Consider the following 22,775-nt stretch of genomic DNA (forward strand, 5'->3'; position numbering starts at 1 on the left):
TGGCGCTGTGCGGTGCGGCGCTCGTCCGTGGCCTGACCGGGCGCTGCGAAGCCAAGCGCCTGCTCGAGCAGCAGCCGCCGGCCGCGACGCCGGACGTGGCGCGTTACGCCCACATGCCGATGGATTCCGAGGTGCACAGCCCGGACTTCGAGGATGCCGACGTCGAGAGCACGCCGATGGGCCACGAGGCGCGCTGATCCCACCCCGCGCCGAATCGCGGGCAGCCGAAAGCGCGCCGGGAGGCGCGCTTCGGGTGTGCGTGGATGAAGCCGGTTACGGCATCTGCGGCAGTTCCTGCGCGCGCAGATCGAAGACCAGTACCTCGGCGCCTTCGCCGTGGTTCAGGGTCAGCTCGCGGGTGTCGCGCAGCCGTACACCGTCACCCTGCCGCAGTTGCACGCCGTTTAGCTCGACGCTGCCGCGCGCCACGTGAACGTAGGCGTAGCGGTCTTCGTCCAGGGTCAGGCGTGCCTGCTCATCGCCGTCGAACAGCCCGGCGTAGACCCGCGCGTTCTGGCGCACCTGCAGCGAACCGGTGGCGCCATCCGGCGAGATGATCAGCCGCAGTTGGCCGCGTTTGCTGGCCTCGTCGAAATGCTGCTGCTGGTAGCGCGGTTGCGCGCCACGCCGATCCGGCACGATCCAGATTTGCAGGAAGTGCACCGGGTCGGCCGCCGAATGGTTGTATTCGCTGTGGCTCACGCCGGTGCCGGCGCTCATCAGTTGCACGTCCCCCGGGCGGATCACCGAACCGGTGCCGAGGCTGTCCTGGTGCTCCAGCTCGCCTTCCAGCACGTAGGAGAAGATCTCCATGTCGCGGTGCGGGTGCTGGCCGAAGCCGCGGGCGGGCGCCACGGTGTCGTCGTTGATCACCAGCAGGTCGGAGAAACCCTGCTCGCGCGGGTCGCGGTAGTTGGCGAACGAGAAGGTGTGGAAGGACTGCAGCCAGCCATGGTTGGCGCGGCCACGATCGGTGGATTTGCGGATTGCCAGCATGATGATTCTCCTCGGTTGAGGCGGCGCCGAAGGAAGCTTCCGCGCTGCGATGGGAGAGATACTACTGTCCTTTATCGATCAGATTAACGACCTGAAAATGGAATGATTGTCCTGTTTGGGTTGACGGTGGTCCGCCCGACGCTTGTTCATCGTTGCGACGTGCCGATCGACGCGATTCGGCGCGCGCAATACAGCACATCCGTCCAATCGCGAGTCCGCCGCCCTGCGCATAGTGGAAACCCTCGTCCGGGCCCATTCGCCCGTCGCGGGCAACGGTGGTCGTATGCCGGCCGCATCTTTCATTCCTGCAGGAGAGGCGCTCGTGAACCGCATGCATTGGCCGCCCCGGCCCGACCTCGGTCTGCTTTGCCTGCGCCTCTCCGGTGCTTTCCTGTTGCTGGCGGTGCACGGCCTGCCCAAGGCACTGAATTTCCGCGCCTCGCTGCTCACCATCGAGGACCCGCTGCTCCTCGGCGCCTACCCCACGCTGCTGGCCGCGATCGCCGCCGAGGTGCTTTGCCCGTTGCTCATCGCGGTGGGCTGGTTCACCCGTCTGGCCTGCCTGCCGGTGATCTTCCTGCTGCTGGTCGCGCTGCTCTTCGTGCATCCCGAATGGACGCTGGAGCAGGGCCAGTTCGGCTGGCTGCTGGTCGCGATCTTCTTCAGCCTCGCGGTGGCCGGGCCGGGGCGTCATTCGCTGGACGCACACCTCGCTCGCCGGCAGCGCCGCGCGTATTCCCTGGCAGGAGGCCACTCCCCATGAGCAGCGTCGATCTCAACGATGTCGTCACCCTGGTCATCCAGCACAAGGTGCGTCCGGGGCAGCGGCCCGGTTACGAGGCCTGGCTCAAGCGCGCGGTGGCGGCGGCCAAGGAGCAGAGCGGCCATCTGGGGGTGAACGTCATTCGCCCGCAAAGCGAGGAGGGGTCCTTCACCACGGTGATCCGTTTCGCCGAGGCCTGGCAGCTCAACGACTGGATCGCCTCGGACCGGCGGCGCCTGCTGATCGAGGAAGTGCTGCCGCTGCTGGAGGATGGCGATCATCCGGAAGTGCACGCCGATGCCGAATTCTGGTTCACCCCGCCGCACCCGGACGTGCGCCAGCCGCCGAAGTGGAAGCAGGCGGTGCTCACCTACCTGGTGATCTGCCCGCTGACGATGCTGATTCCGCCGCTCTGGCAGCCGCTGTGGCAGCGCTACCCGGCGCTCGCCGGCGTGGTGCCGAGCAACATGCTGGTGACCCTGTGCATCGTGGTGCCCGTGGTCTACCTGATCATGCCCTACGTCAGCCGCTGTTGCGCCGGCTGGCTCAACGCACGCTGATCCGGCCGCGCTGACGGCCACCCTCGTGTCATCAAACACAACAGAGAGGAACCCACCATGAGCACATTCACTACCCGCGACGGCACCGAGATCTATTACAAGGACTGGGGCAGCGGCAAGCCCGTGCTGTTCAGCCACGGCTGGCCGCTGGACGCCGACATGTGGGAATACCAGATGGAGTACCTGAGCAGCCGCGGCTACCGCACCATCGCCTTCGACCGCCGCGGCTTCGGTCGTTCCAGCCAGCCGTGGGAAGGTTATGACTACGACACCTTCGCCGACGACATCGCCCAACTGATCGAGCACCTCGACCTGCGCGACGTGACCCTGGTGGGCTTCTCCATGGGCGGCGGCGACGTCAGCCGCTACATCGGTCGCCACGGCACCTCCCGCGTGGCCAAGCTGGCGCTGCTCGGCGCGGTGACGCCGATCTTCGGCAGGACGGCGGATTATCCGCAGGGTGTCGACCCATCGGTGTTCGCCGGGATTCGCGACGGGCTGCTCAAGGACCGCGCGCAGTTCATCGCCGATTTCGCCACGCCGTTCTACGGCATCGACAAGGGCCAGAAGGTCTCCGACGGCGTGCTCACCCAGACCCTGAACATCGCGCTGCTGGCCTCGCTGAAGGGCACCGTGGATTGCGTCACCGCGTTCTCGGAAACCGATTTCCGCGCCGACCTGGCCAAGGTCGACGTGCCGACCCTGGTGATCCATGGCGACGGCGACGCCATCGTGCCGTTCGAGACCACCGGCAAGGTCGCCGCGCAGCTGATCAAGGGCGCGGAGCTGAAGGTGTATCCGGGCGCGCCGCACGGTTTCGCCGTGACCCACACGCAACGGCTCAACGAAGACCTGCTGGCGTTCCTCGCCGGCTGAATCGGAGGAGGCGCCGCATGACGTCCGATCCGAAGGACCCCAAACGCCGCCAGATCGTCGCCGCCGGCAGCCTGCTGGGGGCGGCCGGCGCTCTCTGGTCCGCCCTCCCTTTCGCCGGACGTGCCGGCTACGCATTCGGAGCGAACATGAACAACGCCGATCTGATCCTGTTCAACGGCAAATTCCACACCGTCGACCGCGAACGGCCGCAGGCCACGGCCGTGGCGATCAAGGACGGCCGCTTCATCGCGGTCGGCAGCGACGCCGAAGCCATGGCCACCAAGGGCGCGGGCACGAAGGTCATCGACCTGCGCAAGCGCACCGCGATTCCCGGCCTCAACGACTCGCACCTGCACCTGATCCGTGGCGGGCTCAACTACAACCTGGAGCTGCGCTGGGAAGGCGTGCCGTCGCTGGCCGATGCGCTGCGCATGCTCAAGGACCAGGCCGACCGCACCCCCGCGCCGCAGTGGGTGAGGGTGGTGGGCGGCTGGAACGAATTCCAGTTCGCCGAGAAGCGCATGCCGACCCTGGCCGAACTGAACCAGGCGGCGCCGGATACCCCGGTGTTCATCCTCCACCTGTACGACCGCGCCTTGCTCAACCGCGCGGCGCTGAAGGTCGTCGGCTACACCAAGGACACGCCGAACCCGCCGGGTGGCGAGATCCAGCGCGACGCCAACGGCGAGCCCACCGGCATGCTGATCGCCCGGCCGAACGCGATGATCCTCTACTCGACCCTGGCCAAGGGGCCCAAGCTGCCGCTGGAATACCAGGTCAACTCGACCCGCCAGTTCATGCGCGAGCTCAATCGCCTGGGCCTGACCAGCGCCATCGACGCCGGCGGCGGTTTCCAGAACTACCCGGACGACTACGCGGTGATCGAGCAACTGGCCCGCGAGGACCAGTTGACCGTGCGCATCGCCTACAACCTGTTCACCCAGAAGCCCAAGGAAGAGCTGACCGACTTCAAGAACTGGACCGGCAGCGTCACGCTGCACCAGGGCGACGATATGCTGCGGCACAACGGCGCCGGAGAGATGCTGGTGTTCTCCGCTGCCGACTTCGAGGACTTCCTCGAGCCGCGGCCGGACCTGCCGCCGGGCATGGAGGCCGACCTGGAGCCGGTGGTGCGCCACCTGGTCGAGCAGCGCTGGCCGTTCCGCCTGCACGCCACCTACAACGAATCCATTTCGCGCATGCTCGACGTGTTCGAGAAGGTCAACCGCGATATCCCGTTCAACGGCCTGCCGTGGTTCTTCGACCACGCCGAGACCATCACCCCGCAGAACATCGAGCGGGTGAAGGCGCTCGGCGGTGGTATCGCCATCCAGGACCGCATGGCGTTCCAGGGCGAGTACTTCGTCGACCGCTACGGCAAGCAGGCGGCGCAGAGCACGCCGCCGATCAAGCGCATGCTCGCCGAGGGGCTGCCGGTGGGCGCCGGCACCGACGCCACCCGCGTCTCCAGCTACAACCCCTGGACCTCGCTCTACTGGCTGGTCAGCGGCCGCACCGTCGGCGGCCTGGCGCTGTACGAGGAAGGCCTGCCGCGCGAGACCGCGTTGCAGCTGTTCACCCAGGGCAGCGCCTGGTTTTCGTCGGAGCAGGGCAAGAAGGGGCAGATCAAGGTCGGCCAACTGGCGGACGTCGCGGTGCTGTCGCAGGACTTCTTCTCGGTCGAGGAGGAGGCCATCAAGCACATCGAGTCGCTGCTCACCGTGGTCGGCGGCAAGGTCGTCTACGGCGCCGGCGAGTTCGACGGCCACGGCATTCCGCCGCTGCCGGTGATGCCGGACTGGTCGCCGGTGGTGAAGGTGCCCGGCCATTGGCGTCCGGCGTCGCCGTTGCAGGCCCAGGTGCACCAGTGCGCCGGCCCTTGCGCGGTGCACGCCCACGGCCACGACAAGGTGCGCACGGCGAACGTGCCGGTGAGCGACTTCGCCGGCTTCTGGGGCGCGTTCGGCTGCTCGTGCTTCAGCTTCTAGTGCCCTGGGAGCGGTGGGCTGAAGCCCACCCTACCGGTTCCAGGTTCGTAGGATGCGACGATACCCATCGCGGTGCCGCGTTGTGCCTCGATGGGTGTCGCGGTACTCGCTTTCCTTTTTTATCGAAACCGATCGCTTTTTTACGAGACCTCTCCATGGACAGCACCCTCAAACCGACCAGTGCCAGCCCCTGGAGCCCGCTGAAGCTGTCGGTGTTCCGCTGGCTGTGGCTGGCCAGCATCGCGTCGAACATCGGCACCTGGATGCACGAGGTCGGCGCTGGCTGGCTGATGACCTCGCTCTCGGCCAGCCCGCTGGCGGTGGCGCTGGTGCAGGTCGCCGGCGCCTTGCCGATGTTCTTCCTCGCGCTCCCGGCCGGCGCGCTGGCGGACATCGTCGACAAGCGCCGCTACCTGCTCGTCGTCCAGCTGTGGATGGCCAGCGTGGCGGTTCTGCTCGCCAGCCTGACCCTGCTCGGCCTGATGAACGTGCCGTTGCTGCTGGTGCTGACCCTGGCGATGGGCATCGGCACCGCGCTGATGATGCCGGCCTGGTCGGCGCTCACGCCGGAACTGGTGGGCAAGGACGAACTGCCGGCGGCGGTGGCGCTGTCGAGCCTGGGGATGAACGTGGCGCGGGCCATCGGTCCGGCCGTCGCCGGGGTTCTGGTCAGCCTCAGCGGCCCCTGGCTGACCTTCGCCCTCAATGCGCTCTCGTTCTTCGCCGTGATCGGCGCGCTGTATGCCTGGAAGCGCACGCCGACGCCGAGCATCCTGCCCGCCGAGCGGCTGTTCGGCGCGGTACGCCTGGGCATCCGCTACGCCCGCAGCGCCCGGCCGTTGCAGGCAGTGCTGGTGCGCACCATGGCGTTCTTCGTCGGCGCCAGCGCCGGCATGGCGCTGTTACCGCTGCTGGTGCGCAGCGAGCTGAAAGGCACCGCAGCCGATTTCGGCATCCTGCTGGGCTGTGTCGGCATCGGTGCGGTCGGCGGTGCGGTGCTGCTGCCTAGGCTGCGTCAGCGCCTGCGCGGCGACCTGATCGTCGCCGGGGCCAGCGCGCTGTATGCCGGCGTACTGTTCTGCCTGGCGTTCATCCGCGAGTTCGCCATGCTGATCCCGGTGATGCTGATCAGCGGTGCGGCCTGGATCGCCGTGCTGTCGAGCCTGCAGGTGGCCGCGCAGACCTCGGTGCCGAGCTGGGTGCGGGCGCGTGCGCTGGCGGTGTACATCCTGGTGTTCTTCGGCTGCAGCGCGGCGGGCAGCCTGCTGTGGGGCTCGCTGGCCAGCAGGGCATCGCTGGCGGTGGCGCTGGCGGGCGGCGGCAGCCTGTTGCTGCTGGGCATCCTGGCGTCCTGGCGTTTCCGCCTGCCGGTCACCGCCGCCGACGACCTCGCGCCGTCGCTGCACTGGCCGGCGCCGGTCCTCGACGACGCGCTGGACCGCGAGCGAGGTCCGGTGATGGTCACCCTGGAGTACGACATTCCGCTGGAGCATGCCGCCGCCTTCGGCGAGGCGATGCTGGCGGTACGCGCGATGCGCCGGCGCAACGGCGCGCTGTCCTGGGGGCTGCTACAGGACAGCGAGCGTCCGCAGGTGTGGCAGGAATTCTTCTTCGACGCCTCCTGGCTCGAACACCTGCGCCACCATGGCCGGGTGACCGTGGCCGAGCAGCGCATCGAGCAGAACGCGCGGCAGTACCAGCGCGACGGCGTGGCGGTGAAAATTCGCCACCTGCTCGGGGCTGCGCCATGATCGGCGCCTGTCGCCATGCGGGCAAAGGGAGGCCGCGATGAACCGTAACGATCTGCGCAAGGTGGACTTGCAGCTGCTGGTGGTGTTCGAAAGCCTGATGCACGAACGCAACCTCACGCGCACCGCGGAAAAGCTGTTCCTCGGCCAGCCGGCGATCAGCGCGTCGCTGCTGCGTCTGCGGGATTTCTTCAACGATCCGCTGTTCGTTCGCAATGGCCGCGAGATGGAGCCGACGCCGCGCGCGCTGGAAATCTTCCGCCGCCTGCCGGGCGCGCTGGATGGCGTGTCCCAGGCGATCAGCGAAGTCCGCGACTTCGCCCCGGAAAGCAGCGACGCGGTATTCCGCATCGGCATGTCCGACGACGTCGAATGCGGGCTGCTGCCGCAGTTGCTCGCCCACCTGCGCCAGGCGGCGCCGGGTTGCGTGATGGTGGTGCGCGCCGCGAACTTCCTGTTGCTGCCCGGCCTGCTGTCCACCGGCGAGATTTCCATCGGCATCAGCTACACCACGCAACTGCCGGCCAACGCCAAGTGCCGCACCTTGCGCAACATCCGCGCGCGGGTGCTGCGCGCCGACGACGGCACGCCGCCGCTCACGCTGGACGACTACTGCGCGCGGCCGCACGCGCTGGTGTCGATGTCCGGCGATCTGTGCGGCAACATCGACCAGGACCTCGCGCGCCTGGGGCGCTGCCGCAAGGTGTCGCTGGCGGTGCCGCACTTCGTCGGTCTCGGCGCCCTGCTCAGGGGCTCGGACCTGATCGCCACGGTGCCGGATTACGCGGCCGAGGCACTGGTCCTCGGTGGCGGCCTGCGCGAGGAGGAGCCCCCGTTCGAGATCGTGCCGTCCAAGCTGACCATGGTCTGGCGCGCCGCCCAGGACCAGGACCCCGCCGAACGCTGGCTGCGCCAGCAGATCGTGCAGTTCATGAGCGCCGCCGGCGACTGATCGCAGGCCTCTGCGCCCGTGGGCAAACCTCGTACCCCTCTTTAGTGGGGCTGCTCGGCAACACCGCCTCGCCTGTCAATCCTGCCGCCGGGCTCGGATAATGGCCGCCAGGTTCATTGCCAGGTAGGGGGCGAAGGTGTCCGAGGCAGGTGTATGACGAAGACGGTCGGGATCGTGCTGTTCCCCGATATGCTGATGCTCGATGTGGCGGGGCCCATCGAGGTGTTCTCCATCGCCAACCGTTTTCTGAAACCGGGCGACTGCTACCGGATCTCCACCATCGCCTTCGGTGATCGCGCGGTGCGTTGCTCCAACGGCATCGTCGTGCAGGCGGAAGTGCTCGGCGAACAGGCGACCGGCGGCTACGACGTGCTGCTGGTGCCCGGCGGGCCGGGTGCCTACGGCGGCGTGCACGGCGAACTCTGTGCCTGGCTGGCCGGCGCTGCACGCGCCTCGCGGCGCTACGGGGCGATCTGCACCGGCGCCTTCATTCTCGGCGAGGCGGGTTTGCTCGACGATCAGCGGGTGACCACCCACTGGCATTACCTGGAGCGACTGGCGCGGCGCTTCCCGCGGGCGCGGGTCGAAACCGACAAGATCTTCATCGCCGACGGCGGGCTGCTCAGCTCCGGCGGCGTGACCGCGGGCATCGACCTGGCGCTGTCGATCCTCACCGACGACCACGGCAAGAAGCTCGCCCTGGATGTCGCCAAGGTGCTGCTGGTGGTGATGAAGCGCCAGGGCGGCCAGGCGCAGTTCAGCCCGCTGCTGCCGGAAGCGCTGCCGAATTCCTCGCCCGTCGCGCTGGTTCAGCAGTACGTCATCGAGCACATCCATGAACCGTTCAGCGTCGAGCGCATGGCCGGCCTGGCGAACATGGGCGCGCGCAATTTCGCCCGGGTGTTCGCCCGCGAGGTGAACATGACGCCCATGGAGTTCGTCCTCAGCGCGCGTATCGACTGCGCGAGAAACCTGCTGGAGACCAGTGACCTGCCGCTGAAGACGGTCGCCTTCAGGAGCGGTTTCGGCAGCACCCGGCACATGCGCTGCCTGTTCAACGAACGCCTCGGGCTGACCCCGGTGCAGTACCGCTACCAGTTCGGCTAATGGCGCTTTGCTGGCCATCGCCGGGGTCGCGTCCGGTTTGGCAGTTTCGCGCACTCAGTTGGCAGTTCCGCTTCCCTCGCCGCCGTTTGCTTGTCGGCCAGAGTTGGGAAAATACGGCCATCGCAGAGAAAGGAGGAGCGCGCCGCGTCGGCAGGGCACGCTTTACAGCAGTGAAACAAGGCGAGCCTGGCCGGGCCACAGCGCCCACTGGCCGTGCACGATTTCAATATGTCCCCCGAGGAGAAGGGCCTGCGCTTCGGCCGCTTCGTGCTCTATCCGCAGCGGCGCCTGCTGCTCGACGGCGATCGCCCGCTGCGCATCGGCGGGCGTGCGCTGGACATTCTCCTGGTGCTGGTGGAAAGCGCCGGCAAGATCGTCAGCAAGGAGGCGATCATCTCCCGCGTCTGGCCGCGCACCTTCGTCGAGGAAATCAACCTTCGCGTGCACATCTCCGCGCTGCGCCGCGCGCTGGGAACCTGCCCGGAAGCGCGCCACTACATCGCCAACGTGCGCCAGCGCGGCTACAGCTTCGTCGCCTACGTCGAGCAGGTGAACAACGGCGGCGTGCAGCTGTTGCCCTTTCGCAGCGAACTGCCGGTGCGCCTGACCCGCATCGAAGGCCGCGACCCGCTGATCGAGGATATGCAGCGCAAGGTCGCCTCGCGCCGGCTGATCTCCATCGTCGGTCCCGGCGGGGTCGGCAAGACCACGGTGGCGTTGCGCGTCGCCCAGCAGTCGCTCGGGCGCTTCCGCGACGGCGTGCGCTTCATCGACCTGTCGACGCTGGAGACGGCCGAGCAACTGCCGTCGAAGGTCGCCACCGAGCTGGGCCTCGAGACCGGCGAGGGTGAGCCGCTGGCGCGGATCGCCGAATTTCTCCGCGAGCGGCAGATGTTGCTGGTATTGGACAATTGCGAGCACCTGATCGACGGCTGCGCCAGTCTGGCCGAGGACCTGCTGCGCGCGGGGCCGGCGGTTTCGATCATCACCACCAGCCGCGAGTCGCTGCGCACCGAGGGCGAGTACGTCCAGCCACTGGCCGCGCTGGAGGTGCCACCGGCACGCAGCCGCCTCGGTGTGCGCGAGGCGCTGCGCTATCCGGCGTTCCGCCTGTTCGTTCGCCGGGCCAAGGCGCGTCAGGCGGATTTCGTCCTGCAGGCCGCGGACGTCCGGCGCATCTGCGAAATATGCCGGCGCCTGGGCGGCATGCCGCTGGCGCTCGAGCTGGCGGCGGCACAGGTCGATGCGCAGGGCTGCGTCGGTGTTCTCGCCTGGCTGGACAGCCCCGCCTACCTCGACGCCCTCGGCCGACGCACTGCGCCGGCCCGGCAGCAGACCCTGCGCGCCTCGCTGGACTGGAGCTTCGCCCTGCTGGACGACGAGGAGCGCGGCTGCCTGCTGGCGCTGGCGGCGCTGGATGACGGCGTGACGCTCGCCGAGCTGGCGTGCGCGGCGTCGATGGACGAGCCGCGGGCGTCGGCAAGCCTGTCCCGGCTGCTGGCGAAGTCGCTGATCTCGGTGGAAGCCTATGGCGCGGCGGCGCGCTACCGGATGTCGCTGTGCCTGCGGATCTATCTGCGCGAGAAGCTCGCCAGCGCGCCGTCCTGAGCCTTGCGGCGGCACGCTCAGGCGCGCAGGCGATGGGTGATCTGGGCGATCTGCTGCAAGGCCAGGGCGCCATGGCGTTTCCAGGCCAGCGGCGTAGAGCCGACCATGCGCACGAACACCCGGCAGAAATGCGCCTGATCGAAGAAGCCGCATTCCATGCTGATCGCGGTGAGCGTCAGGTCCGATTTCAGCAGCAGGGTCTTCGCCTTCTCCACCCGTTGATGACGCAGCCAGTCGTGGGGCGACTGGCGGGTGCTTTCCTTGAACTTGCGGGTGAAGTGGCTGCGCGACAGCGCGCAGGCCTCGGCCAGCCGGGTGACGGTGATCCCGGCGTCGAGGTGGGCGAGGATCAGCTCCTTGGCGATCCGCTCCTGCCAGGGTGCCAGGCCGCCTATGCCGGGCAGCGGGTGATCGGTGAGCGTTTCGCCATGGGCGAGGGACGTGTGAAGGATTCTGTTCATCGCGATACCCGTTCGAGCGGTTGTACGCCAGAGGCTGGCACGGCTGCCCGCTACGCCGTTTGGGCGGAGCAGGTGATAGCGATTCTCAAGCGAGGGGGCAGACGAGAACGAGTTGCGTATTGTTAATTAAGGTTAAGGGGCGGAACTGCCGGCGAGGCGGGCGCACGGCCGGCCACGCAGCGGCACGGGCGTACAATTCAGGCCGCGGGAAGTCTGCAAGAGTGGCCAGCCCGACCCCCGCAGATGACCGCGCCATGCTCTCCACCCGACTGGTTTTTCCACCCTTGTTCTGGCTGTGCTGCATGAGCCCGGCGCATGCCGGTGGCGACCCGGACGCGACCCGCCTGCAGGTGCTCGGCCGCAACTTCTACCTCGACACCGACAACCACGGCGCGCTCGGCGCGGACAACCGCGAGTGGGCGCAGGGATTCATCGCGCGCTTCGAGTCCGCCTTCACCCCCGGCGTGGTCGGCGTCGGCGTGGATGCCCAGGGGTTCGCCGGGTTTCGCCTGGACAGCGGGCGCGGGCGCTCCGGCACCGGGCTGCTGCCGGTGGACGACGAGGGGAGGGCGGCGACGGATTACTCGGATGCCGGCCTGGCGCTAAAGCTGCGTGCCGCCGACATGCGCCTGAGCGTGGGCGAGATGGAGGTGGAAACGCCGGTTTTCGATACGGCCGACAAGCGCCTGCAGCCGGAGTACGCCAGCGGCGCGCTGTTGCAGGGGGCGGTGCAGGGCTACGACTGGTCTGCGGGGCGTTTCCATGCCTTCAGGAACCAGAACGAAACGAGCTCGGACAGCGATTTCGACGGCTACGGCGCCAGCACCCGCGGCTCGTCGATCAGCTTCGCCGGAATCCAGTCGCCAGGCAGTGAGCCCTGGGGCGGCGCGCTCTATGCCGGCTCGCTCAGCGACACCTGGAATCAGCTCTATGCCAACCTGCACCAGCGCACCGACTTCGCCGCCGGGCGATCCTTCAGCTGGACGCTGGATGCCTATCGCACCCGCGACACCGGCAGCGCCAAGGCCGGCGCCATCGACACCCTGGCCTGGAGCCTGTTCGGCAAACTGACCCTGGGCGCCCAGGCGTTCGCGCTCGGCTACCAGAAGATCCACGGCGACACACCGTTCGATTTCGTCGGCGGCGACTCCATCTACCTGGCCAACGCGATCAAGTACGCCGACTTCAACGGCCCCAACGAACGCTCGCTGCAGGCGCGCTACGACCTCGACCTTGCCACGCTGTTGCCCGGCCTGACCTTCATGGCGCGCTACGTGCGTGGCAGCGATATCGACGGCACGCACGCCCTGCTGGACGGCGCCTACACCCGCTTCGACGCGCAGCTCCAGCAACAGGTGCCCACGCAGGGCAAGGGCGGCAAGCACTGGGAACGCGACCTCGACCTGGCCTACCGCGTCGCCTCGGGCCAGGCAGCGGGCACGCTGCTGCATTTCACCTACGTCAGCCACCGGGCGAACGCGGCCCAGGCGGGACGGGACATCGACCGCATCTACCTGGTGCTCGAATACCCGTTCGAGCTGATTCGCTGACGCCCGATGCGGCGCCGGACGCGCGTATCGCTATCGAGGCATGCGTGCAGCCGTGGGCGACGCCGTTACTGGTCCTTCGCCCGGGACAGTTCCTTCGCCCGCGCCGTCGATTCCGCCAGGCGTTCGCGCACCTCGGCCACGATCTGGTCGAAGCCTTCCTCGCTGTCGATCCGGCTCTGCGGGAAAACCACGATGCACGGATCGATGTTCGCGGGGTCGTAGACCTGCAGTTCGATATCGGTTCCGTTGGAGACGATTTCCGTCCTGAAGGGCTCGAAGGCGTGGCGCAGACCTTCGACGGATTTTTCTTCGGGCGCTGTCATGATGGCTTCTTCTGTCTGGAATGCGGGCGAAAGTGCCGGGCATGTCCTTTCGAGTTTTTCAGCCGGCGACGGTTCGGCCGACGGTGTTCCGGTCATCCGGATCATCGGGCGGCATCGCGCTGGTGGAGTCGGCGAGGAGGGCGCGGAAGTGTCGGCGAGCGCCGGGATTTTTCCAGCGGAAAACAAAAAGGCCTGCATCGCTGCAGGCCTTTCTGTTTTGTCGATTCGCTCATTTCGAGCGTGCCGACAAGAGTGGTTGCGGGAGCCGGATTTGAACCAACGACCTTCGGGTTATGAGCCCGACGAGCTACCAGACTGCTCCATCCCGCGTCTGTGGGTGCGCATTCTACAGTCCAAAGCAAAGCTGTCAACCGCGTGGCTGAGAAAAAATTGTTTTTTCTTCAATTATTTAGCGCGAAGGCCCTGGCATCGCGGTTTCTCTCGTGCGATCCACGGCCGGCAGGCGCGCGGAAGACGCTGTCCGGCGATTTCACAGCGCGGAGAGGGTGCGGTACTCGTCGTGGGCCGACTGGTCGGTCAGGCCACTGACGAAATCCTGCAGCAGCCGGCAGCGATGGTAGAACTCCCAGAGCGTCGGGTCGTCACCCTCGGGCAGTTGCCGCAACGCTTCGAGATAAGCCTTGATGTCGGTATCGGCCAGGCGTTTGATCAGCAGCCGCAGGTGCAGCGGTTTGCTCGAGCTGCCCTCGGCGAGCGCGCGGAACGACGCTCCGGATTCCGCCATCAGTGGCGCATAGAAATCCAGCAGTCCCTGAAGGATGCGAAAGCCCTGCAGTTCCAGGGTTTCCACCTCGCGGTGGCTGAACACCTGCTCGCGGGCGACCTCCTTGAAGGTGTCCACCATCGCCTGGTGAATGCCGCCGTCCTCCATGAGCGCCCGGTCGAGGCGCCCGTGGTAGACGTCCTCGATATGCTCGATGAACTGCGCGGCGGCGTGCTTGACCAGCGGGTGGGTCATTCCCACGCGCAGCCAGATGAAGAACTCCCCGGTCTTGTTCACCGTCTCCCGGTGGGCGCGTTGCAGGGCGTAGTCCACCACCGCGCGGAACGGTTTGCGTGCACCGGGAATGCTCGCCTCGGCGTCGCTCAGGCTGGCGAACTTCTCGGTCAGCATCTGGGCCAGCCGATCGATGTCGAGGATGCCTTTCTCCACCGAGTCCTCGATGTCCGCCAGGCAGTAGGAGATGTCGTCCGCCGCTTCCATGATGTAGGTGAGCGGGTGGCGCGTGCCGGGCGGCATCGCCAGCGCGGCGCACTGGGCGTCGATGTAGTCGCTTTCCGAGAGGTAATAGCCGGGCTTCTTGTTCAGATAGGCGCCGGGACTGCCGCGCTCGGGTTTCGGCTGGCTGGCCGGGCGCACGTACTTGAGCAGCCCGGCGGTCTGCGTGTAGGTCAGGTTGAGGCGCAGCAGGCGTACCGCGAGGCGGATGGCCTGGGCGTTACCCTCGAAGTTCTTCAGGTCGCGGAGCATGGCGCCGCGCAGCGCAGCATCGCCCGGGGCTGGCACCGCGCGTTCGAAAAGGCCGTCGAGGTGGCGCTCGAACCAGGCGTTGATCGCGTATTCGCCGAAGTGCCCGAACGGCGGATTGCCCATGTCGTGCATCAGGCAGGACATCTCAACCAGGCTTTCCACGGCGCCTTCCAGGCCGTCCAGGCCGAACTCCGCGGCGCGCTCACCGAGCTGCTTGTAGAGCGTCTTGACGATGAAACGGCCGGTCTGCTGAACCTCGAGGGAATGCGTGAGACGGCTGCGCACGGCGGCGTTGCGCTCCAGCGGGAAGACCTGGGTCTTCTGCTGCAGGCGGCGGATGGCGGCGGAGTTGAGGATGCGCCCGCGGTCGCTCTCGAACTGGTCGATGAGGTCCTGCACGCTGCAGGCGGGAACCCTGAAGTTCTCCCGCAGTGCGCCCGGATAGGGGCGCTCCCGGGAAATCTTGTCCTTGAAGTTCACCCGCTCCGTCATCTATAGGCTCCACCGGTCGTCGAGCGTGCAGCCTAGCCGCGTCGGGACGAGGCACACAACCGTGACGCGAGGGGCAAGGGCACAGGCGGACGTCAGCGGCGCTGACGACAGGGGTTCAGCGGGGGAGGGAAAACCGAAGGATCAGGCAGCCGCCTGGCTGATCAGCATGCCGTGGGCGACGCGGAACAGGGTGCCGTCGACGTTCAGTCTGAGCGGATCGCGGCCGACGATGACGGCGCCCTTGGAGAGCATCTCATCGATGTGGGCACGCAGGGCGTGAAAAGTGCGTTGTTCTTTCACCGGGGCGTACTCGAAGGTTGGTTGGGGAATTTTACCAAAGCCGACACATTCCGGCCGTTCGTCAGCTCGTAAATGTCGACTGCATCACATCGGTCCTTTGGGGTAGGGGGGCGGCCCTCGCAAGGCCGCAGGCCACCTTGCCCTGCACTCGCCGGCGCCGGGGAGGGTGCATCGAACGCCTTGCGGGATCTTCAAGAGGGTTTGACTGTTTATTCATACAGTTCGTGGCGGTGTAAGATTGTACGCTGACCCTGCGAGAAGCGTCGTTCGCCTCCGATTTCGGAAATTGCATGTTGGATCAACCGGTTAAGCCACAACGAAAGATCATTCACGTGGACTGCGACTGCTTCTACGCCGCGATCGAGATGCGTGACGATCCGGCCCTGGCCAACCGGCCGCTGGCGGTGGGCGGGGCGGCGGATCGGCGCGGGGTGATCGCCACCTGCAACTACGAGGCGCGCGCCTATGGCGTGCGTTCGGCGATGTCGTCGCGGCATGCGCTGAAGCTGTGTCCGGACCTGCTGATCGTCAAACCGCGCTTCGAGGCCTACCGCGAAGCCTCGCGTGAAATCCAGGCGATTTTCCGCGACTACACCGAGATCATCGAACCGCTGTCGCTGGACGAGGCGTTTCTCGACGTCTCCAACGCCGGGCATTTCGCCGGTAGCGCCACCCGCATCGCCCAGGACATCCGCCGGCGCATCTGGAAGGAGCTGCGCATCACCGTGTCCGCCGGCGTGGCGCCGAACAAGTTCCTGGCGAAGATCGCCAGCGACTGGAAGAAGCCCGATGGGCTCTTCGTCATCACCCCGGACCAGGTTGCGGATTTCGTCGCCACGCTGCCAGTGAGCAAGCTGCATGGGGTCGGCAAGGTGACGGCGGAGCGCCTGGCGCGCCAGGGCATCGTGGGCTGCGCGGACCTGCTCGGCTGGAGCAAGCTGGCCCTGGCGCGCGAGTTCGGCAGTTTCGGCGAGCGCCTGTGGAACCTGGCGCGGGGCATCGACGAGCGTCCGGTACAGGTGGAGAACCGCCGGCAATCGCTCAGCGTGGAGAACACCTACGATCAGGACCTGCCCGATCTGGCAGCCTGCATCGCCCAGCTACCGGGCCTTCTCGAGGAAATGAACGGACGGTTGGAGCGGCTGGACAAGAGCTACCGGGCGGACAAACCCTTCGTCAAGGTGAAGTTCCACGACTTCAGCCAGACCACCCTGGAGCAGGCCGGCGCCGGGCGCGATCTGGACAGCTACACCCAGCTGCTGAGCGCCGCGCATGCCCGCGGCGGGAAGCCGGTGCGCCTGCTTGGCGTCGGCGTGCGCCTGCTGGATTTGCGCGGAATGAGCGAACAGATGGAGCTGTTCGCGCCCTGAAGGCATGGCATTCGCGCAGGAATGCCGGTTTGCCGCTCAGCGTTCCGGCAGCAGGCGGAGCGGTTCGCCGCTGGCAGGCCACAGGCGCAATTCGTCCTGTTCCGATACGTCCCAGCGGCGCACCGTGCCGAGGGCGTCGAGGAAGCGCCGTTCCTGTTCCATCAGCGCCGGAGCGCAGCTCTTGCGGGTGCTGCCGGGGAAGTCGAAACCGAGCTGTTCACCCTTGAGCGTGTACTGGGCGAACCAGTGGTTGCAGCCGGCGTGGCCATAGGCGCGTCCGTCCGCGCCGAAGGTCATCGTGAGGTGGCTGCGGTCGATCAGCGGGCGCTCGCCGATCCATTCGACGCTGTAGCTACGCTCGGTCTGCAGCGGCGTGTGGCTGGCGCAGCCGACCAGCGTGGCGGCGCACAGGGCGAGGCTCAGCGGGGTTTTCATCAGGCGCTTTCCCGGCACTGGGGACACAGGTGGCGTCCGTCGACCGAGGCCCAGCCCAGCTCGGCGATGCGCGCTTCGGCGGCCGGCGCTCGGGCCTTGTCGCCGAGTTTGGCGTCCACCGCGAACTCGAAGTCGAGATGCTTGGCGCAGCCGTCGCAATCGACGCTCCACTGACGGATTTCCAGTTCGCGGAAGGCCGGCCCATTGGCCACCGCGAGCCACTGGCCGGGCGGATTGATCAGGTGGCGGACCTTTTCCACCTGCAGGCGCAGGCACAGGTCGCGGCTGCCCTTGAGGGTCACCAGCAGGGTATCGCCGGCGTTGATCGAGCCGCCGTTGCCGGTGACCTGGTAACGGCCCGGCGCCAGCGCGCGGCATTCGTTGAGGGTGTGTTGCGGGTTGAGCAGGCTGTAGCGGAAATCGTGTTCGGCCATGGTTCTTCGTGTTCGCGGATCGGGCAAAAGCGCTGGCCGGCATGCTATCACGCGCTGCCGGCACGGGCGCTTCGCCGGTCAGGCGGTCGCGGCGGCGTCGAGCAGGCGCTCGATGGCGGCGTCCAGTTCGCCGAGGGCGGCGGCGGCACCCGGGTCGTCCTGCTTGAGCAGGGTTTCGCTGCGCTGGCAGGCGTCGCGCAGTTGCGGCACGCCGCAGTAGCGGGTGGCGCCGTTGAGCCGGTGCACGCGCTCGATCAGCGCCGTGCGTTCCCAGCTTTCACGCGCCTGGCGGATCGCCTGGCGGTCGACTTCCAGCGACTCCAGCAGCATGCGCAGCATGTCGGCGGCGAGGTCGGCCTTGCCGGCCGCCAGGCGCAGGCCTTCCTCGGCGTCCAGTACCGGCAGCGTGGAATTGCTATGGGGCGCGTGGGGTTCGCTGCGCGCGGCGCTGCCGAGCAGGCTCAGGCCGGTCCACTTGAGCACCACCTGGCTGAGCTGGCGTTCGTTGATCGGCTTGGTCAGGTAGTCGTCCATGCCGCTGCGCAGCAGGATGCGTTTCTCGTGGGCCAGCGCATGGGCGGTCAGCGCGACGATCGGCACCTGGCCCTGCTGGTGCTCGGTTTCCCAGGCGCGGATCGCCTCGGTGGTCTGGCGGCCGTCCATGCCGGGCATCTGCACGTCCATGAAGATCAGGTCGAAGCGCGTGCGGGCGACGGCCTTCAGCGCGGCCTCGCCGTTGTCCAGCGCGACGACTTCGGCGCCGAGGTCGCTGAGCAGCGTCTGCACCAGCAGCAGGTTGGCGGGGTTGTCGTCGACGCAGAGCAGGCGCGGCGGCCGGCTGTTGCTCGGCGCGATGGTGGGCAGCAGGCGCGGCGGCGGCGCGTTGAGCAGATCGCCCAGGGCGCGGTGCAGTTTGCGCGTGCAGGAAGGCTTGGCCTGCAACTGGCTGTCGGCGTCGGGCAATGCGTCGTGATAGAGCATCTGCTCGGTGGTCGGGCAGAGCACCAGGGCCTTGCAGCCGAGGCTTTCCAGGGCGTGGACCTGCTGGCTCAGCGGCTCGGGGGGCAAATCCTTAAGGTTGACGCCGAGCACCGCCAGGTTGATCGGTCGGGGCGTGTCGCGCTGGCCGGCGACCGCATCGATGAGGTCGTCGAGCACCGGGAATTCGAGCACCTCGAGGCCACAGTCCTCGAGCTGGTGGCGCAGCGCCTGGCGCGCCAGTTCGTGGCCCTCGAGAATCGCCACGCGGCGGCCGGCCAGCGGCGCGCGCGGCAGGTCGTCGGCGTCGTCGCGGGCTTTGGGCAGGGTCAGGCTGACCCAGAACTCCGAGCCTTCGCCCGGCGTGCTGTCGACGCCGATCTCGCCGCCCATCTGCTCGATCAGGCGCTTGGAGATCACCAGGCCGAGGCCGGTGCCGCCGGCTTGGCGGTTGAGCGAGTTGTCGGCCTGGCTGAACGCCTGGAACAGCGCGCGCAGTTCGTCTTCGGCGAGGCCGATGCCGGTGTCCTGGACGCTGATGCGCAGTTGCGCGCGGTCGTCGCTTTCCTCTTCGAGCATGGCGCGGATGACGATGCAGCCTTCGCGGGTGAACTTGATCGCGTTGTTCACCAGGTTGGTCATCACCTGCTTGAGCCGCAGCGGATCGCCCACCAGCGCCAGCGGCGTGTCGCGATAGACCAGGCTGACCAGCTCCAGCTGCTTGGCGTGGGCCGCCGGGGCGAGAATCGTCAGGGTGTCCTGGAGCAGGTCGCGCAGATTGAACGGCAGGTTCTCCAGCATCAGCTTGCCGGCCTCGATCTTCGAGAAGTCGAGGATCTCGTTGATGATGCCGAGGAGGTTCTCCGCGGATTTCTCGATGGTGCCCAGGTAGTCATGCTGGCGCGAGGTCAGCTCGCTCTTCTGCAGCAGGTTGGTGAAGCCAAGGATGCCGTTGAGCGGGGTGCGGATCTCGTGGCTCATGTTGGCGAGGAATTCGGACTTGATGCGGCTGGCCTCGATCGCTTCCTTGCGCGCCAGGTCCAGCTCGATGTTCTGGATCTCGATGGTCTCCAGGTTCTGCCGCACGTCCTCGGTGGCCTGGTCGATGCTGTGCTGCAGTTCCTCGCGAGCGCTCTGCAGCGATTGCGCCATGCTGTTGATGCCCTCGGCGACCTGGTCCAGTTCGCGGCTGCGCAGCGGCGGCAGGCGGGTTTCCAGATGGCCGTCCTTGAGCTGCGCGACGGCCTGGCGGATGAGCAGCAGGGGTTCATTGATGGTGCGCCCCATGCGCAGCGCGAGCAGCGCGGTCACCCCGAGGCCCGTGACGATCAGCAACAGGCTGGCGAGCAGGCTGCGGTAGCCGCGCAGCAGGGTGCCCTGGTGCGACAGCTCGACCTCGACCCAGCCGAGCAGGCGCTCGTCTCCGCTCGGGTCGAGGTCGCCGCTGAGTGCGCGATGGCGGTTGAACACCGGCAGGAGAAAGCGCGTGGCGTCGTTGCCGCTGTTCAGCGACAGGCGATTGCCGTCGCCATCGGGCATCAGGTTGAGCATGCCCGGCCCGGCGTGGGCCAGGCGGGCGCGGTCGGAACCCAGAAAGCTCACCGCGCGCACGTCGGGATTCTCCAGGGCGTCGTCGGCGATCCGTTCGAGCTGCGCGCTGTCGCGCCGCGCGAGCGAGGCCGCGGCCAGCGGCGCCAGCTGCTCGGCGATCATCTGCCCACGCTGGAGCAGTTGGGATTGCAGGTCGGAAAGCTGCATCCAGGTGAAGTAGCCGCCCAGCATCAGCGCCAGCAGGCTGGTGGGCAGCAGCGTCAGCAGCAGGACACGTCCCTTTATCCCCAAATCCGTCAACACGATGATCGGCCCCCGCTCGGTGGTGTGTGCAATGCGCCGCGATTCCCTGGGCACTAACGATCGACGGCGATGTAGAATCGTTCTCATTTGATCTCGGGCCGTCTCCATGCAGTCTATCAGTCTCGTTTCCCCTCGCATTCCGCTGATTGCGGACGACCCGATCTGGCGGCCACGGAGAGGGGTGAATCGATGAAGCGCGTTCTGTGGCTTTCCCTTCTGCTGTGCCTGGGCATCGCTGCTCCGGTACAGGCCAAGCCCGACCTGAGCGAAAAGCTCGGCCCGACGATCGCCGAGCGTGGCTCGGCCTTCTACCGCTTCGAGACCCTGGAAATGCTCTCGGCGGACGGCGCGCGGCACTACCACATCTGGGTCGGCGTGCCCCGGCGACCGGCGCCCCGGACCGGCTACCCGGTGATCTACCTGCTCGACGGCAACGCCGCCATGGGCGCGCTGGACGAGAAGCGCCTCGGCGAACTGGACCGACAGGGCCCGCCGGTGCTGGTGGCGATCGGTTACGCCACCGACCTGCGCTTCGACGTGATCGCCCGGGCCTACGACTACACGCCGCCGATGCCGGGCGTGGCGCACGTCATCGACGACCTCTCCCGTGACCGCCAGGGCGGCGGGGCGGACCGGTTCCTCGACCTGCTGGAGCAACGCATCAAGCCGGCGGTGGCCGAACGCGCGCCGCTCGACAGGTCGCGGCAGACGCTCTGGGGCCATTCCTACGGCGGGTTGCTGGTGCTGCACTGCCTGTTCACCCGGCCGCAGAGCTTCCAGTTCTACGCCGCCGCCGATCCGTCGCTGTGGTGGCAGAAGGGTTTCGTCCTCAGCGAGGAGAAGGCGTTCGCCAGCCGCGAAAGCAGGCCGAAGCGCCTGCTGCTGATGCACGGCGAGGCCCCGGCCGCTGGCACACCGCCGCCGGGGGTGGACGACAAGGTGCTCCAGGCGCGCCGCGAGGCCCAGGCCGCGGTGCCGCCGGATGCCATCGCGCAGTTGGCCAGGCGCCTGGCGCAACGGCCGGGCATGCAGGTCGGCTATCGCGCGTTTCCCGGCATGGGCCACGGTCCGCTGCTGCCGGTTTCCCTCGATCTGGCGCTGCGCCTGGCGGTGGGCAAGACGCCGGCGGAGCTGGCCCAGGATGGCCAGTGAGACCGGGCGCGGGGGCGCCGATGGCCCTCTTGGAAGCCCGCTCCCATTGACCTGATACAAATATCTGGCGTTTGAGAACGATTATTGTCTGCCTCCCGGTATATTCTTTCGCCCCCGCGTCTTCGCCCGTTCCGACAGCAAGGAAATGGTCATGTCTCCTGTATTCCTCCCCTCGATTTCCCGTTCCCTACGTACTGCCGGGGCGCTGCTCGGCGCCTGGGTGCTGGTCTTCACGGTGCATGCCGGGGCTGCTCCACGCACGCTGGACACCGCCTACGGCGCGGTCAGCGTGGACGGCGCGCCACAGCGCGTGGTGGTACTCACCGAGACGGCGCTGGACACCGCGCTGGCGCTGGGTGTGAAACCGATCGGCACGCTCGCCACGCGCGGCGGCAGCGGTGTCGCCAATTACCTCAAGGACAAGGCCGGCCCCATCGCGCTGGTCGGCACGACCCGCGAGGTGAACCTGGAGGCAGTGCTGCAATTGCAGCCCGACCTGATCCTCGCCGCACCCGATCTGAATCGCGACCTCTACGCCAAGCTCAGCCTGATGGCGCCGACGCTGGTGCCCAGGGGCAACGCCTTCGACGCCTGGCGCGACGTCACCACCTTTTATGCCCAGGCCCTCGGCAAGCGGGCTGAGGCCGATGCCTATCTCGAGCAGATCGCCGCGCGCATCGCCGCGCTGAAGAAAGCCGTCAAGCCGGGCGTCGTCGCCTCCGTGGTGCGCTGGAACCCGCAGGGGCCGATCCTCATGTCCAACCAGCTGTTCGCCGGCCAGTTGCTCGGCCAATTGGGCTTCGACAGCACGGCGCTGGCGCGCTCGCTGACCGAGAAACCGCACAGCGACACCCTGAGCCTGGAGAACCTCTCGCAGGTCGACGGCGACTGGCTGTTTCTCGCCACCCTCAATCCGGACGGCGACAAGGCCTTGCAACAGGCGCGCAGCCAGCCGGCCTTCGAGCGGCTGAACGCGGTGAGCCACGGCAAGCTGCTGAGCGTCGACGGCCAGGTCTGGAGCAGCGGTTCCGGGCCGCTGGCCGCGCAGATCGTGCTGGATGACGTGGAGAAGGCGCTGCACGACTGATGTCCGCGCGCGCCTCCCAACTTTCCGTGAGCGCCGCGCTGCTGCTCTGCGCTGGCGCCTTGCTCGTGCTGTGCCTGGCCAGCCTGCTGTTCGGCGCCGGCAACGTCGATCCGCTGCAAGGCGTGCGGGCGCTGCTGGGGCAGGGCGCGGAGGAGGCGCGCTTCGTGGTCTTCGAGCTGCGCCTGCCGCGCACCCTGCTAGGCCTGCTGGTCGGCGTGGCGCTCGGCGCGGCCGGCGTGGTGCTGCAGG

Annotated in this window: 21 protein-coding genes, 1 tRNA gene and 1 pseudogene; 14 read left to right on the forward strand and 9 right to left on the reverse strand. The window is 67.6% G+C overall.

All coding sequences use genetic code 11. The annotated features are described in order from the left end of the window. Positions 1 to 197: pseudogene (locus B2X67_RS17710) on the forward strand (hypothetical protein); the annotation flags it as partial. 76 nt (positions 198 to 273) lie between these two features. Here the strand turns inward: B2X67_RS17710 and B2X67_RS17715 are convergent. Then, positions 274 to 996 carry a pirin family protein gene (locus tag B2X67_RS17715; RefSeq protein ID WP_286786303.1) on the reverse strand — a complete coding sequence of 241 codons (723 nt, stop codon included), beginning with the start codon at positions 994 to 996 and terminating at the stop codon, positions 274 to 276. A gap of 331 nt (positions 997 to 1,327) precedes the next feature. Here B2X67_RS17715 and B2X67_RS17720 point away from each other — a divergent pair, with 331 nt between their 5' ends. From B2X67_RS17720 to B2X67_RS17755, 8 genes are all read left to right on the forward strand, one after another. Continuing rightward, complete coding sequence (locus B2X67_RS17720; RefSeq protein WP_286786314.1) at positions 1,328 to 1,759, forward strand: DoxX family protein; 432 nt, start codon at positions 1,328 to 1,330, stop codon at positions 1,757 to 1,759. Beyond that, positions 1,756 to 2,319, forward strand: coding sequence for an antibiotic biosynthesis monooxygenase (locus tag B2X67_RS17725; protein ID WP_273229385.1), 564 nt, complete (start codon positions 1,756 to 1,758; stop codon positions 2,317 to 2,319). Before B2X67_RS17720 ends, B2X67_RS17725 begins: the two co-directional genes overlap by 4 nt. A gap of 57 nt (positions 2,320 to 2,376) precedes the next feature. Continuing rightward, positions 2,377 to 3,195 carry an alpha/beta fold hydrolase gene (locus B2X67_RS17730; RefSeq protein WP_273229386.1) on the forward strand — a complete coding sequence of 273 codons (819 nt, stop codon included), beginning with the start codon at positions 2,377 to 2,379 and terminating at the stop codon, positions 3,193 to 3,195. A gap of 146 nt (positions 3,196 to 3,341) precedes the next feature. Continuing rightward, entirely contained in the window at positions 3,342 to 5,183 is a 1,842-nt protein-coding gene (locus B2X67_RS17735) for an amidohydrolase (protein WP_286786315.1), read from the forward strand. 155 nt (positions 5,184 to 5,338) lie between these two features. Further along, positions 5,339 to 6,934 (forward strand): MFS transporter, encoded by a 1,596-nt coding sequence (locus B2X67_RS17740; RefSeq protein WP_286786304.1) that lies wholly within the window; start codon positions 5,339 to 5,341, stop codon positions 6,932 to 6,934. A 37-nt stretch (positions 6,935 to 6,971) separates the two neighbouring features. Continuing rightward, positions 6,972 to 7,883 (forward strand): LysR family transcriptional regulator, encoded by a 912-nt coding sequence (locus B2X67_RS17745; RefSeq protein ID WP_090228184.1) that lies wholly within the window; start codon positions 6,972 to 6,974, stop codon positions 7,881 to 7,883. Positions 7,884 to 8,036: 153 nt separating this feature from the next. Beyond that, entirely contained in the window at positions 8,037 to 8,990 is a 954-nt protein-coding gene (locus B2X67_RS17750; protein WP_286786305.1) for a GlxA family transcriptional regulator, read from the forward strand. Between the two features lie 228 nt (positions 8,991 to 9,218). Then, positions 9,219 to 10,598, forward strand: coding sequence for an ATP-binding protein (locus B2X67_RS17755; protein WP_286786306.1), 1,380 nt, complete (start codon positions 9,219 to 9,221; stop codon positions 10,596 to 10,598). Positions 10,599 to 10,615: 17 nt separating this feature from the next. On the opposite strand, the gene B2X67_RS17760 is transcribed toward B2X67_RS17755, so the two are convergent. Further along, positions 10,616 to 11,059, reverse strand: coding sequence for a helix-turn-helix domain-containing protein (locus B2X67_RS17760; protein ID WP_273229392.1), 444 nt, complete (start codon positions 11,057 to 11,059; stop codon positions 10,616 to 10,618). 221 nt (positions 11,060 to 11,280) lie between these two features. Here B2X67_RS17760 and B2X67_RS17765 point away from each other — a divergent pair, with 221 nt between their 5' ends. Continuing rightward, on the forward strand, positions 11,281 to 12,609 hold the full coding sequence (locus B2X67_RS17765) for an OprD family outer membrane porin (protein ID WP_376747817.1): 1,329 nt from the start codon (positions 11,281 to 11,283) through the stop codon (positions 12,607 to 12,609). Between the two features lie 65 nt (positions 12,610 to 12,674). Here B2X67_RS17765 and B2X67_RS17770 read toward each other — a convergent pair whose 3' ends face one another. From B2X67_RS17770 to B2X67_RS17785, 4 genes are all read right to left on the reverse strand, one after another. After that, on the reverse strand, positions 12,675 to 13,130 hold the full coding sequence (locus tag B2X67_RS17770; protein ID WP_273229395.1) for a hypothetical protein: 456 nt from the start codon (positions 13,128 to 13,130) through the stop codon (positions 12,675 to 12,677). Between the two features lie 55 nt (positions 13,131 to 13,185). Beyond that, positions 13,186 to 13,262 (reverse strand) — tRNA-Met (locus tag B2X67_RS17775). Between the two features lie 160 nt (positions 13,263 to 13,422). Continuing rightward, a complete protein-coding gene (gene dgt, locus B2X67_RS17780) occupies positions 13,423 to 14,916 on the reverse strand; it encodes a dGTPase (protein WP_273229396.1) in 1,494 nt (497 codons plus the stop codon). A gap of 141 nt (positions 14,917 to 15,057) precedes the next feature. After that, the gene (locus B2X67_RS17785; protein WP_175534346.1) at positions 15,058 to 15,216 is read right to left on the reverse strand and encodes a hypothetical protein; all 159 of its coding nucleotides are present in this window, start codon (positions 15,214 to 15,216) and stop codon (positions 15,058 to 15,060) included. Between the two features lie 290 nt (positions 15,217 to 15,506). Between B2X67_RS17785 and dinB the strand changes: the two genes are divergently transcribed. Beyond that, positions 15,507 to 16,586: a DNA polymerase IV gene (gene dinB / locus B2X67_RS17790; protein WP_286786308.1), complete on the forward strand. Its 1,080-nt coding sequence runs from the start codon at positions 15,507 to 15,509 to the stop codon at positions 16,584 to 16,586. A gap of 36 nt (positions 16,587 to 16,622) precedes the next feature. Here dinB and B2X67_RS17795 read toward each other — a convergent pair whose 3' ends face one another. The 3 genes from B2X67_RS17795 to B2X67_RS17805 all read right to left on the reverse strand — a co-directional run bounded on the left by B2X67_RS17795 (position 16,623) and on the right by B2X67_RS17805 (position 20,287). Beyond that, the gene (locus B2X67_RS17795) at positions 16,623 to 17,021 is read right to left on the reverse strand and encodes an META domain-containing protein (protein WP_286786309.1); all 399 of its coding nucleotides are present in this window, start codon (positions 17,019 to 17,021) and stop codon (positions 16,623 to 16,625) included. Beyond that, the gene (locus B2X67_RS17800) at positions 17,021 to 17,455 is read right to left on the reverse strand and encodes a hypothetical protein (RefSeq protein ID WP_282342062.1); all 435 of its coding nucleotides are present in this window, start codon (positions 17,453 to 17,455) and stop codon (positions 17,021 to 17,023) included. The genes B2X67_RS17795 and B2X67_RS17800 overlap by 1 nt, the downstream gene beginning before the upstream one ends. Before the next feature lie 78 nt (positions 17,456 to 17,533). Then, positions 17,534 to 20,287, reverse strand: coding sequence for an ATP-binding protein (locus B2X67_RS17805; RefSeq protein ID WP_286786310.1), 2,754 nt, complete (start codon positions 20,285 to 20,287; stop codon positions 17,534 to 17,536). A gap of 189 nt (positions 20,288 to 20,476) precedes the next feature. Here B2X67_RS17805 and B2X67_RS17810 point away from each other — a divergent pair, with 189 nt between their 5' ends. From B2X67_RS17810 to B2X67_RS17820, 3 genes are all read left to right on the forward strand, one after another. Further along, positions 20,477 to 21,439 carry an alpha/beta hydrolase gene (locus tag B2X67_RS17810; protein WP_286786311.1) on the forward strand — a complete coding sequence of 321 codons (963 nt, stop codon included), beginning with the start codon at positions 20,477 to 20,479 and terminating at the stop codon, positions 21,437 to 21,439. A 151-nt stretch (positions 21,440 to 21,590) separates the two neighbouring features. After that, positions 21,591 to 22,526, forward strand: a complete 936-nt coding sequence (locus tag B2X67_RS17815) for an ABC transporter substrate-binding protein (RefSeq protein WP_286786312.1) — start codon at positions 21,591 to 21,593, stop codon at positions 22,524 to 22,526. Beyond that, positions 22,526 to 22,775: iron chelate uptake ABC transporter family permease subunit (locus tag B2X67_RS17820; RefSeq protein WP_286786313.1), on the forward strand; the 250-nt coding region annotated here is incomplete at its 3' end. The genes B2X67_RS17815 and B2X67_RS17820, both read left to right, overlap by 1 nt.

Source organism: Pseudomonas sp. UBA3153, assembly GCF_002364635.1.
GTDB classification, from domain to species: Bacteria; Pseudomonadota; Gammaproteobacteria; order Pseudomonadales; family Pseudomonadaceae; genus Pseudomonas_O; species Pseudomonas_O kuykendallii.

Excerpts from the sequence above, each read along its gene's own strand:
- B2X67_RS17750 (WP_286786305.1), top strand. The coding sequence starts at position 8,037 with ATGACGAAGACGGTCGGGATCGTGCTGTTCCCCGATATGCTGATGCTC.
- B2X67_RS17755 (WP_286786306.1), top strand. The coding sequence starts at position 9,219 with ATGTCCCCCGAGGAGAAGGGCCTGCGCTTCGGCCGCTTCGTGCTCTAT.
- B2X67_RS17760 (WP_273229392.1), bottom strand. The coding sequence starts at position 11,059 with ATGAACAGAATCCTTCACACGTCCCTCGCCCATGGCGAAACGCTCACC.
- B2X67_RS17735 (WP_286786315.1), top strand. The coding sequence starts at position 3,342 with ATGAACAACGCCGATCTGATCCTGTTCAACGGCAAATTCCACACCGTC.
- dgt (WP_273229396.1), bottom strand. The coding sequence starts at position 14,916 with ATGACGGAGCGGGTGAACTTCAAGGACAAGATTTCCCGGGAGCGCCCC.
- B2X67_RS17815 (WP_286786312.1), top strand. The coding sequence starts at position 21,591 with ATGTCTCCTGTATTCCTCCCCTCGATTTCCCGTTCCCTACGTACTGCC.
- B2X67_RS17770 (WP_273229395.1), bottom strand. The coding sequence starts at position 13,130 with ATGCAGGCCTTTTTGTTTTCCGCTGGAAAAATCCCGGCGCTCGCCGAC.
- B2X67_RS17720 (WP_286786314.1), top strand. The coding sequence starts at position 1,328 with ATGCATTGGCCGCCCCGGCCCGACCTCGGTCTGCTTTGCCTGCGCCTC.
- B2X67_RS17800 (WP_282342062.1), bottom strand. The coding sequence starts at position 17,455 with ATGGCCGAACACGATTTCCGCTACAGCCTGCTCAACCCGCAACACACC.
- B2X67_RS17745 (WP_090228184.1), top strand. The coding sequence starts at position 6,972 with ATGAACCGTAACGATCTGCGCAAGGTGGACTTGCAGCTGCTGGTGGTG.
- B2X67_RS17740 (WP_286786304.1), top strand. The coding sequence starts at position 5,339 with ATGGACAGCACCCTCAAACCGACCAGTGCCAGCCCCTGGAGCCCGCTG.
- B2X67_RS17715 (WP_286786303.1), bottom strand. The coding sequence starts at position 996 with ATGCTGGCAATCCGCAAATCCACCGATCGTGGCCGCGCCAACCATGGC.
- B2X67_RS17810 (WP_286786311.1), top strand. The coding sequence starts at position 20,477 with ATGAAGCGCGTTCTGTGGCTTTCCCTTCTGCTGTGCCTGGGCATCGCT.
- B2X67_RS17795 (WP_286786309.1), bottom strand. The coding sequence starts at position 17,021 with ATGAAAACCCCGCTGAGCCTCGCCCTGTGCGCCGCCACGCTGGTCGGC.
- dinB (WP_286786308.1), top strand. The coding sequence starts at position 15,507 with ATGTTGGATCAACCGGTTAAGCCACAACGAAAGATCATTCACGTGGAC.
- B2X67_RS17725 (WP_273229385.1), top strand. The coding sequence starts at position 1,756 with ATGAGCAGCGTCGATCTCAACGATGTCGTCACCCTGGTCATCCAGCAC.
- B2X67_RS17730 (WP_273229386.1), top strand. The coding sequence starts at position 2,377 with ATGAGCACATTCACTACCCGCGACGGCACCGAGATCTATTACAAGGAC.